Here is a 9270-nt window from a genome sequence, read left to right as displayed (position 1 = left end):
GTTGCCAATCTTGGGTCTTTGGTGATTTTTTGTTGCCGGGCCGATGCATAGTGAGGGCAACATGTTGGACAATCTTCCACGCGGAACGATCTGTATCGAAGACATCGAAATGGGCATGACCCGCTACCTGCGCAAAGTGGTGACGGACGAAGACATCGAGATGTTCGCCCAGGTCTCGACCGACCGGAACCCGGTGCATCTGGATGACGACTATGCCCGCGATACGATTTTCGAGGGGCGCATCGCCCACGGGATGCTGACAGCTGGTCTGATCTCGGCCGTGATCGGTGAACAGCTTCCGGGCCATGGTACCGTCTACATGGGCCAGTCGCTCAAATTCCTTGCACCGGTCCGCCCCGGCGACATGGTCTATGCCGAAGTCAAGGTGATCGACATCGACTTCGCCAAGCGCCGGGTCAAGCTGGATTGCCATTGCGCAGTAGACGGCAAGAAGGTTCTGGTTGGCGAGGCGATGGTTTTGGCTCCATCACGGAAATTCGACTGACGGCAGGTTTTGACGCCCTGCTGGGCGCTGGTCTGGAACTGCCGCTTGAACCCGGCGGACAGTCCCGCTAGGCAAGCCCCATGCAGATCATCCGGGATTTCCAGTTTGTAGACCCAGAAGACCGCGGCGCCAGCGTTGCGATCGGGAATTTCGACGGCGTTCATATTGGCCACCAGTCGGTGATAGATCTGGCCCGGAAGGCATGCCCCGATGCGCCCTTGGGCGTTCTGACCTTCGAGCCGCACCCGCGCGAATATTTCGCCCCGGACGCGCCGCCCTTTCGTCTGATGCGGGGCAATGCGCGCGCGCACCGGCTGGAGAAGTTGGGCGTACAGAAACTCTACGAACTGCCGTTCAACGCCGCGCTCGCCGGGCTGACGCCCGAGGAATTCGCCCGCAACGTGATCTGCCAAGGCTTGGGTCTGGCCCATGTGGTGATCGGGGCCGATTTCTGTTTCGGCAAAGGCCGCAGCGGCACGGCGCAGGACATGGCACAGTTTGGCCAGCAGATGGGGTTCGGCGTCACCATCGCCCCGTTGATGGAGCAATCCGATCACGTGGTCTCGTCCACCGCGATCCGGCAAGCCCTGAGCGACGGCCGCCCGCGGGACGCGGCGGCCATGCTGGGCCACTGGCACCGGATCGAAGGCGAGGTTATCGGCGGCGAACAGCGCGGCCGCGAATTGGGCTTTCCCACGGCCAATATGTCGATCGAAGGAATCCACCCCCCAAAATTCGGCGTCTACGCGGTTCTGGTCGACGTGCTGGATGGCCCACATGCCGGCAGCTATCACGGTGCGGCCTCGGTCGGGGTGCGGCCGATGTTCCATGGCGAGGTGCCGAATATCGAAACCTTCCTGTTCGACTTCTCCGGCGATCTTTATGGGGCGACCCTCTCGGTGGGTCTGGTCGAATTCCTGCGCCCCGAGATGACCTTTGACGGCCTCGATGCTCTGATCGCCCAGATGACCGAAGACTGCGATCGCGCGCGCAAGATCCTGGCCGCGACATGAGCAAGGATCCGATCGACCGCGCCGGGCTGGCCCCGCGTTTCTGGGAGCGCAAACCCCTGCAGAAGATGAACCCGCGCGAATGGGAAGCCCTGTGCGACGGCTGCGGCAAATGCTGTCTGAACAAGCTTGAAGACGAGGACAGTGGCGAGGTTGCCCTGACCCGTGTCGCCTGCCGGCTGCTGGATGACGCGACGTGCCGATGCACCCAGTATGACATCCGCCACCAGTTCGTACCGGAATGCATCGTCATGCGCCCGGACAACATTCACGAACACGCCTACTGGTTGCCTCAGACCTGCGCCTACCGCCTGTTGTGGGAGGGCAAGCCCCTTTACGATTGGCACCCGTTGCTGTCAGGGTCGCCCGACAGCGTCCACGCCGCCGGCGTTTCGGTTCAAGGGCTTACCGTGTCCGAATTCGAGACGCCCGAGGAAGAGTGGGAAGACTACATTATCGAGGAGCCAACCTGATGCATTTCGCCTCTGACAATTCCGGGCCCGTCCACCCCGAGGTTCTGACCGCGCTGGCCGAGGCCAATCAGGGCTATCAGATGGCCTATGGCGCCGATGACCTGATGAACGAAGTGCGCGACCGGATCCGGGGCATCTTCGAGGCGCCCGGGGCGGCGGTCTATCTGGTGGCGACCGGAACGGCGGCAAACTCGCTGGCTCTGGCGACCCTGTCGCAGCCGTGGGAGACCGTATTCTGCTCGCCCGTCGCGCATATTCATGAGGACGAGTGCAACGCGCCCGAATTCTACACCGGCGCCAAGCTGACGCTGGTTCCGGGCGGCGACAAGATGCAGCCGGATGCACTGCGCCGCACCATCGCCGCCGAAGAGACACGCGGCGTGCATGGGCCCCAACGCGGTCCGGTGTCGATCACGCAGGTGACCGAGCGGGGCTCGGTCTATTCGCTGACCGAACTGCGGGCCCTGTGCGGGGTCGCCAAGGAGTTCGGCCTGCCCGTCCACATGGATGGCGCGCGGTTCACCAATGCGCTGGTGGCGCTGAATTGTTCCCCGGCCGAGATGACGTGGAAGGCGGGCGTGGATGCGGTAAGCTTTGGCGGCACCAAGAACGGGCTGATGGGGGTCGAAGCGGTGATCTTCTTCGACGAAAGCAAGGCCTGGGAGTTCGAGTTGCGCCGCAAGCGCGGGGCGCATCTGTTTTCCAAGCACCGGTATCTGTCGGCCCAGATGGCGGCCTATCTGCGCGATGATCTGTGGCTGCGCTCGGCCCGTAAGGCCAACGCCAATTGCGCGCGTCTGGCCGATGGGCTGCGGGCTGCGGGTGCGCAGTTCCTGCATGAACCCCAAGCCAACATCATCTTTGCCAGCTTTCCCCGCAGCCTGCATAGGCGCCTACACGCGGCCGGTGCCGTCTATCACCTGTGGGGCGACCCGCTGGACGGCCCGGACGAGGACGAGATGCTGGCCTGCCGGTTCGTCTGCGACTGGTCGACACCGACCGAGGAAATCGACCGGTTTCTGGCGCTGCTCTAGGCGCGCCAGAACGCGTCGATCTGCGTGGCGGTTTCGCCGGGGTGCGAGACGGGCAGCATGTGCCCTGCCCCCTCGACAACGCCCTGCCGCGCGTCGGCCAAGCGGGCGCGCAGCCCGGCATTGACCACGGCCATGATCGGGTGCGAGGCCGATCCATGCAGCAGCAGGATCGGCATTTCGGCCCGCGCCATGGCCTGCGGGGCCAGCAGGCCGGTGGTGTCGCGGAACAGCGGCCCCTCGACCGCGCCGACCACTCCGACGCCCCGGATCATCGCATTTCGGGCTCGCTCGGGCAGGTCCGGCCAGCGCGGGCTGCGGTCGGTCGTGCCCCACATGCGGTTAAACAGACGGGCGGCCCGGGGCGCGTCGCCTTCGGCAAGGGCAGTCTTGTATGGCTGGGATTCGGCCGCGTGCTGCGCCGCAAGCGCTGGCGCGTCCTGGTGAGCGACCGCAAAGAACACCGGCTCGATCAGAACGGCGCTGCGCACAAGGTCCGGGTATTCGATGGCCAGCCGCAGGGCAACCATTGCGCCGAAACTATGCCCGATCACGTCCATCGGTTCGCTCAACTGCGCCCGAGACAGGGCGGTGGTGAGGTCAAAAAAATCTCCCTGCCCGTCCCAATCCGGGCTGCGTCCGTGCGACAGCATGTCGGGTGCAGTCAGTGTCGCCTGGCCGTCCAAGGCGGCCGCCAGACCGGACCACGCACCGGAATGCGCAATCGTGCAATGCAGCGCCAGCACCTTTCGGGCACCCGCCCCAAGAGTGCGAACGTGTACGGGCGGCAGCACGGCCTTGGCCACGGTCATGCTTTGAGCGTGGCCAGATGCTCGTCCAGATCCTCAAGCCGGTCCTGCCCCCAGAACCTTTGGTCGTCTTGCGTGATGTAGAAAGGCGCGCCGAACACGCCGCGGTCCACCGCCTCTTCGAGGTTTGCCGCATAGGTCTCGGCCCCGACCAGCAGTCCGCTGTCGGCCAGCGCCGGATCAAAGCCCGCCCCGGCCAGACAGTCGCGGATCACGTCGTCCTGCGCGATGTCCTTGTCCTCGGCCCAGCAGGCGCGCAGAAAGGAATGGCACAGTTTTCCCACATCACCCGACCCATCCTGAATGGCCGCGATGATGGCGTATGAGGACGGCGCCGCGTTGGTCGGCCAATGTGCAGGTTGCAGGTTGAACGGCAGGCCCGTCTTCTTGGCCTGACGCACCAGTTCCTGCGCCCGATATTCGATGCGCGACGGGTGGCGGTCTTTGGGGGGCACGCCGCCGGTGCGCCCGAACAGCGCAATGATGTCGACCGGCTTGTAGGCGATGGTTGCGCCGTGCTTGGCCGCGATCTCCTCCAGCCGCAGCCCGGCGAGGTAGGAATAGGGCGACAGTGTCGCAAAAAAGTAGTCAATGTCGGCCATGTGCACTTTCTCCACCCAGTTATCTTTGCGGAACCGTAAGGCCATGCTAAGCGGTGTCAACATCACGAATCTGTCACATTGCCACTGCTGCCCGGGGACCTCAGCCGATGCCGACACATCACGAACCCAAGCTTATTGCTGGGAACGCAAACCTTCCGCTTGCCGAAACCATCGCGCGCCGCATGAGCCTGCACCGCGGCGTCAACCAGCGTCTGGTCGATGCGCGGGTCGAACGGTTCAACGATGGCGAGATCTTTGTCGAGGTTTTCGAGAACGTCCGGGGCGAGGACATGTTCATCATCCAGCCCACCTCGAACCCGGCCAATGACAACCTGATGGAGCTACTGATCATCGCCGATGCGCTGCGCCGATCGTCGGCGGCGCGGATCACCGCGGTTATCCCCTATTTCGGATATGCCCGCCAGGATCGCCGCACCAAGGCGCGCACCCCGATCAGCGCCAAGCTTGTGGCCAACATGCTGACCGGTGCCGGGATCGAACGCATCCTGACGATGGACCTGCATGCGGCACAGATCCAAGGGTTTTTCGACATGCCGGTCGACAACCTGTATGCCTCTCCGATCTTTGCGCTGGACGTCAAGGACCAGTTCCGCGACCAGATGGACGATCTGATGGTGGTTTCGCCGGACGTCGGCGGTGTGGCTCGTGCCCGCGAGCTGGCCAAGCGGATCAGCGCTCCTCTGTCGATCGTCGACAAACGGCGTGAAAAAGCCGGGGAAGTGGCCGAGATGACCGTGATCGGCGACGTGAAGGACAAGATCTGCCTGATCGTCGACGACATATGCGACACGGCCGGTACGCTGTGCAAGGCGGCGCAGGTGCTGATAGACAACGGCGCACGCGAGGTTCACTCGTACATCACCCATGGCGTCATGAGCGGCCCGGCTGTTGAACGCGTCTCGAACTCGGTGATGAAATCGCTTGTTTTGACCGACACGATCATGCCGACCGAAGACATCAAGAAGGCCAAGAATATCCGCACGGTGCCGACGGCCCCGATCTTCACACAGGCCATTCTGAACATCTGGCAGGGCACATCAGTGTCGTCGCTGTTCGAAGACAAGACCCTGATCCCGATCTACGAATCCCTGTACCACACAGACTGAAGAAACCGGAAAGCCATTCCCATGACCGCCAACAAACGTCTGGTTCTTTCCAGCGATCACGCTGCCATCGACCTGCGCAAGGAAGTTGCCGCTTTTGCAGCGGCACAAGGCTGGGACGTTCTGGATCTCGGCCCTGACAGCCCCGAAAGCACCGATTACCCCAAGCACGGCAAAGCCGCCGCCGAGGCCGTCGTCTCGGGCGAGTGCCAATTGGGCATTGTCCTGTGCGGCACGGGGCAAGGTATCATGATGGCTGCAAACAAGGTTCCCGGCATCCGCTGCGGCGTCTGTTCGGATACGTTCTCTGCTCGCATGATCCGCCAGCACAATGACGCCAACATGCTGTCGATCGGCGCGCGTGTTGTTGGCACTGGATTGGCGCTGGATATTGTCGATGCCTTTCTGAGCACCGAATTCGAAGGCGGCCGGCACGCGAAACGCGTGGCAATGATCGAATCCTAAGTCATTACAGATGGCCCGCTGGGAACGGCGGGTCAGGAGATGTCCCAGTCGTCCTCGTGGGCAACTTCCCCGATCGCGGTCCATGCCACGCGGATCCGGGCGATACGGGTGTCCGACCACGTCCGGAACACCGCATCAAAGCCCGTGGTTGTAACATTTTCGGACAGCAGCTCGGCGCGCAAGGCCGATGAGGTATCGACATCCCACAAGGACACTCCAATCTGCACGACGGGCGGGGTGCGGAAGGGTTGGCTGAAGGTGACGGGCCGGCGTCGTTCCCGCGGCCCCTCGCCCGTCCACATGTCTCCGCCATCTGCGAATTCCGAGAACAGAACCTCTTCACCTCGGTCAATTCCGATGGGGTGGGTCAAGAATTTCTTCATTGCGCATCAATTCCTATGAATTTCCGCAAATTATCCTGACCTTTCGGCGAAATCACGACAAAAAAACGGCCCCGCAGCAGCAGGGCCGTTTCCAATTCTGACGGTGCATCAGCCGTTACAGGCTCATATGCGTTCCCAGCGCTTCCATGTCGGCCAGCAGCTTGGCTGCCTCGTCGACAATGGTCTGTTCGCCGTTTTCCTTCGCCGCCTCGTGCGAGGCGCGAGCCTCGGCAATCAGCTCGTCCAGATGCGTGCGGGTCACTTCGTCAACCGGGATGGCCTTTTCGGCCAGCACCGACAGAGCATCGCCGTTGATCTGGGCAAACCCGCCGGTGACCAGGTATTCGCTGGTCCCTTCGGGCGCTTCGACCTTCAGGATGCCCGGACGCAGCGTGGTAATGGTGGGGGCATGATCGGGCATCGCCGTCATGTCCCCGTCCGCACCGGGAATCTGGACCGCGCTGGCCTGAAGCGAAGCAAGGCTCCGCTCCGGGCTGACGAGGTCGAATTGCATCGTGTTTGCCATCGGGGATACTCCTTAGGCAGCAGCTGCGGCCATCTTCTCGGCTTTGGCGATCACTTCGTCGATGCCACCAACCATCAGGAAGGCCGCTTCGGGCAGATGGTCGAATTCGCCGGCCACGACACGCTCGAACGAGTCGATGGTGACTTCCAGCGGAACCTGCACACCCGGCGAACCGGTGAAGACTTCGGCCACGTCGAACGGCTGCGACAGGAAGCGCTCGATCTTGCGGGCGCGGGCCACGGTCAACTTGTCCTCTTCCGACAGTTCGTCCATGCCGAGGATGGCGATGATGTCCTGCAGCGACTTGTAGCGCTGGAGAATCTGCTGAACGTCGGTCGCAACCTTGTAGTGACGCTCGCCGACGATGGCCGGGTCAAGCAGGCGCGAGGTCGAGTCGAGCGGGTCCACGGCCGGGTAGATACCCTTTTCCGAGATCGCACGGTTCAGAACGGTGGTCGCGTCGAGGTGCGCGAACGAGGTTGCCGGCGCGGGGTCGGTCAGGTCGTCCGCAGGCACGTAGATCGCCTGCACCGAGGTGATCGAGCCCTTCTTGGTCGAAGTGATGCGTTCCTGCAGGGCGCCCATGTCGGTGGCCAGCGTCGGCTGGTAGCCCACCGCCGAAGGAATACGACCCAGCAGAGCCGACACCTCGGAGCCCGCCTGCGTGAAGCGGAAGATGTTGTCGACGAAGAACAGAACGTCGGTACCGGACTGGTCGCGGAACTGCTCGGCCAGGGTCAGGCCGGTCAGAGCAACACGGGCACGCGCCCCCGGAGGCTCGTTCATCTGGCCGTAGACCAGGGCCACCTGGCTTTCCGACAGGTTGTCGGGCTTGATGACGTTCGATTCGATCATCTCGTGGTACAGGTCGTTGCCTTCACGGGTCCGTTCACCGACACCTGCGAACACCGAGAAGCCCGAGTGCACTTTTGCGATGTTGTTGATCAGTTCCATGATCAGAACGGTCTTGCCCACACCGGCACCGCCGAACAGGCCGATCTTGCCGCCTTTGGCGTAGGGCGCCAGCAGGTCGACAACCTTGATGCCGGTGACCAGAACTTCCGACTCGGTCGATTGTTCGTCGAAGGTCGGCGCGGGCTGGTGGATCGCGCGGGCCTCAGACGCTTCAACCGGACCTTTTTCGTCGATCGGTTCACCGACCACGTTCAGGATGCGGCCCAGGGTGGCGTTGCCAACCGGAACCGAGATCGGTGCGCCGGTGTCAGTCACGGCTTCGCCGCGGACCAGACCTTCGGTCGCGTCCATCGCGATGGTACGGACGGTGTTTTCACCCAGGTGCTGAGCAACTTCCAACACCAGGCGCTTGCCATTGTTGGTAGTTTCCAGCGCGTTCAGAATTTCAGGCAGCTGATCTTCGAAGTGCACGTCGACGACGGCCCCGATGATCTGTGTGACTTTGCCTTTTGCATTCGCCATGTTTCGTCTCCGGTTTTCTTACAGCGCTTCGGCGCCGGAAATAATTTCAATCAGCTCGTTGGTGATCACGGCCTGACGCGAGCGGTTGAACTGGATCGTCAGCTTGTCGATCATCTCGCCCGCATTGCGTGTCGCGTTGTCCATCGCGGACATCCGTGCACCCTGTTCAGACGCACCGTTTTCGAGCAGAGCCGAGAAGATCGCTGTCGCGACCCCCTTGGGCAGCAGGTCGGCCAGGATGGCCTCTTCGCTGGGCTCGTAGTCGAAGATGGCACCGCTGTCGTCACCCGTCGCTTCGTCTTCGAACGAGGCGGGGATGACCTGCTGTGCCGTCGGAATCTGGGTCACAACGTTGACGAACTTCGAGTAGAAGATCGTGGCAACATCGAACTCACCCCCGTCAAAGCGGGACAGGATGTCCTTCGCGATGTCCTGCGCGTTGGTGTAACCAATGCGTTTTACTTCGCTCAGGTCGACATGACCGACGAACAGATCGCCCAGATCACGCTTGAGCGCGTCGCGGCCTTTCTTGCCGACGGTCAGAACCTTGACCGTCTTGCCTTTGAGGCGCAGCTCTTCCGCCTTCTGGCGGGCCAGCTTGGCGATGTTCGAGTTGAAGCCGCCACACAGGCCGCGTTCAGCTGTCATCACGACCAGCAGATGGACATCATCACTGCCCGTACCACGGAGCAGCTTGGGGGCGCTGTCGCTGCCCCCGACCGACGCCGCCAGCCCCGCCATCACGGCATTGAACCGTTCGGCATAGGGGCGCGAGGCTTCGGCAGATTCCTGGGCGCGGCGCAGTTTTGCAGCCGCGACCATCTGCATGGCCTTGGTGATCTTGCGGGTCGATTTGACCGACTCGATCCTGTTTTTAAGGTCCTTAAGACTTGGCATCGCCGCGT

General features: G+C 62.6%; 12 protein-coding genes. 6 read left to right on the top strand and 6 right to left on the bottom strand.

Annotated elements, in window-relative coordinates:
* Positions 1-61: 61 nt before the first annotated feature.
* The 4 genes from AC2FM5_RS04405 to AC2FM5_RS04390 all read left to right on the top strand — a co-directional run bounded on the left by AC2FM5_RS04405 (position 62) and on the right by AC2FM5_RS04390 (position 3022).
* Complete coding sequence (locus AC2FM5_RS04405; protein WP_093964645.1) at positions 62-505, top strand: MaoC family dehydratase; 444 nt, start codon at positions 62-64, stop codon at positions 503-505.
* Positions 506-585: 80 nt separating this feature from the next.
* Complete coding sequence (locus tag AC2FM5_RS04400) at positions 586-1518, top strand: bifunctional riboflavin kinase/FAD synthetase (RefSeq protein WP_480636598.1); 933 nt, start codon at positions 586-588, stop codon at positions 1516-1518.
* On the top strand, positions 1515-1988 hold the full coding sequence (locus AC2FM5_RS04395) for a YcgN family cysteine cluster protein (RefSeq protein ID WP_170340543.1): 474 nt from the start codon (positions 1515-1517) through the stop codon (positions 1986-1988). Before AC2FM5_RS04400 ends, AC2FM5_RS04395 begins: the two co-directional genes overlap by 4 nt.
* On the top strand, positions 1988-3022 hold the full coding sequence (locus AC2FM5_RS04390; RefSeq protein WP_170390889.1) for a threonine aldolase family protein: 1035 nt from the start codon (positions 1988-1990) through the stop codon (positions 3020-3022). Before AC2FM5_RS04395 ends, AC2FM5_RS04390 begins: the two co-directional genes overlap by 1 nt.
* Here the strand turns inward: AC2FM5_RS04390 and AC2FM5_RS04385 are convergent.
* Together AC2FM5_RS04385 and AC2FM5_RS04380 are read right to left on the bottom strand one after the other, a co-directional pair.
* A complete protein-coding gene (locus tag AC2FM5_RS04385) occupies positions 3019-3831 on the bottom strand; it encodes an alpha/beta fold hydrolase (protein ID WP_170460310.1) in 813 nt (270 codons plus the stop codon). The genes AC2FM5_RS04390 and AC2FM5_RS04385 overlap by 4 nt on opposite strands.
* Complete coding sequence (locus AC2FM5_RS04380; protein WP_170365425.1) at positions 3828-4430, bottom strand: 2-hydroxychromene-2-carboxylate isomerase; 603 nt, start codon at positions 4428-4430, stop codon at positions 3828-3830. The genes AC2FM5_RS04385 and AC2FM5_RS04380 overlap by 4 nt, the downstream gene beginning before the upstream one ends.
* Before the next feature lie 107 nt (positions 4431-4537).
* Here AC2FM5_RS04380 and AC2FM5_RS04375 point away from each other — a divergent pair, with 107 nt between their 5' ends.
* The gene (locus AC2FM5_RS04375; protein ID WP_093964640.1) at positions 4538-5557 is read left to right on the top strand and encodes a ribose-phosphate pyrophosphokinase; all 1020 of its coding nucleotides are present in this window, start codon (positions 4538-4540) and stop codon (positions 5555-5557) included.
* A 21-nt stretch (positions 5558-5578) separates the two neighbouring features.
* The gene (rpiB, locus tag AC2FM5_RS04370; protein WP_170357125.1) at positions 5579-6019 is read left to right on the top strand and encodes a ribose 5-phosphate isomerase B; all 441 of its coding nucleotides are present in this window, start codon (positions 5579-5581) and stop codon (positions 6017-6019) included.
* A gap of 32 nt (positions 6020-6051) precedes the next feature.
* Here rpiB and AC2FM5_RS04365 read toward each other — a convergent pair whose 3' ends face one another.
* The 4 genes from AC2FM5_RS04365 to AC2FM5_RS04350 form a co-directional block, all read right to left on the bottom strand.
* Positions 6052-6402, bottom strand: a complete 351-nt coding sequence (locus AC2FM5_RS04365) for an H-type lectin domain-containing protein (protein WP_093964638.1) — start codon at positions 6400-6402, stop codon at positions 6052-6054.
* A 115-nt stretch (positions 6403-6517) separates the two neighbouring features.
* On the bottom strand, positions 6518-6928 hold the full coding sequence (locus AC2FM5_RS04360) for a F0F1 ATP synthase subunit epsilon (RefSeq protein ID WP_170365421.1): 411 nt from the start codon (positions 6926-6928) through the stop codon (positions 6518-6520).
* Positions 6929-6940: 12 nt separating this feature from the next.
* Positions 6941-8365: a F0F1 ATP synthase subunit beta gene (gene atpD / locus AC2FM5_RS04355; protein ID WP_170357123.1), complete on the bottom strand. Its 1425-nt coding sequence runs from the start codon at positions 8363-8365 to the stop codon at positions 6941-6943.
* An 18-nt stretch (positions 8366-8383) separates the two neighbouring features.
* The gene (locus tag AC2FM5_RS04350) at positions 8384-9262 is read right to left on the bottom strand and encodes a F0F1 ATP synthase subunit gamma (protein WP_170357122.1); all 879 of its coding nucleotides are present in this window, start codon (positions 9260-9262) and stop codon (positions 8384-8386) included.
* Between the last annotated feature and the right edge of the window lie 8 nt (positions 9263-9270).

This window comes from Ruegeria sp. BHSA162, assembly GCF_059613385.1.
The sequence above is the reverse complement of the archived record's forward strand: the minus strand, read 5'-3'. Positions and strand labels throughout refer to the sequence as shown.

Bases quoted from the DNA above. Each gene is read 5' to 3' on its own strand.
- AC2FM5_RS04405 (WP_093964645.1), top strand. From the start codon at position 62: ATGTTGGACAATCTTCCACGCGGAACGATCTGTATCGAAGACATCGAA.
- AC2FM5_RS04390 (WP_170390889.1), top strand. From the start codon at position 1,988: ATGCATTTCGCCTCTGACAATTCCGGGCCCGTCCACCCCGAGGTTCTG.
- AC2FM5_RS04375 (WP_093964640.1), top strand. From the start codon at position 4,538: ATGCCGACACATCACGAACCCAAGCTTATTGCTGGGAACGCAAACCTT.
- AC2FM5_RS04385 (WP_170460310.1), bottom strand. From the start codon at position 3,831: ATGACCGTGGCCAAGGCCGTGCTGCCGCCCGTACACGTTCGCACTCTT.
- atpD (WP_170357123.1), bottom strand. From the start codon at position 8,365: ATGGCGAATGCAAAAGGCAAAGTCACACAGATCATCGGGGCCGTCGTC.
- AC2FM5_RS04395 (WP_170340543.1), top strand. From the start codon at position 1,515: ATGAGCAAGGATCCGATCGACCGCGCCGGGCTGGCCCCGCGTTTCTGG.
- AC2FM5_RS04380 (WP_170365425.1), bottom strand. From the start codon at position 4,430: ATGGCCGACATTGACTACTTTTTTGCGACACTGTCGCCCTATTCCTAC.
- AC2FM5_RS04365 (WP_093964638.1), bottom strand. From the start codon at position 6,402: ATGAAGAAATTCTTGACCCACCCCATCGGAATTGACCGAGGTGAAGAG.
- AC2FM5_RS04360 (WP_170365421.1), bottom strand. From the start codon at position 6,928: ATGGCAAACACGATGCAATTCGACCTCGTCAGCCCGGAGCGGAGCCTT.
- AC2FM5_RS04350 (WP_170357122.1), bottom strand. From the start codon at position 9,262: ATGCCAAGTCTTAAGGACCTTAAAAACAGGATCGAGTCGGTCAAATCG.
- AC2FM5_RS04400 (WP_480636598.1), top strand. From the start codon at position 586: ATGCAGATCATCCGGGATTTCCAGTTTGTAGACCCAGAAGACCGCGGC.
- rpiB (WP_170357125.1), top strand. From the start codon at position 5,579: ATGACCGCCAACAAACGTCTGGTTCTTTCCAGCGATCACGCTGCCATC.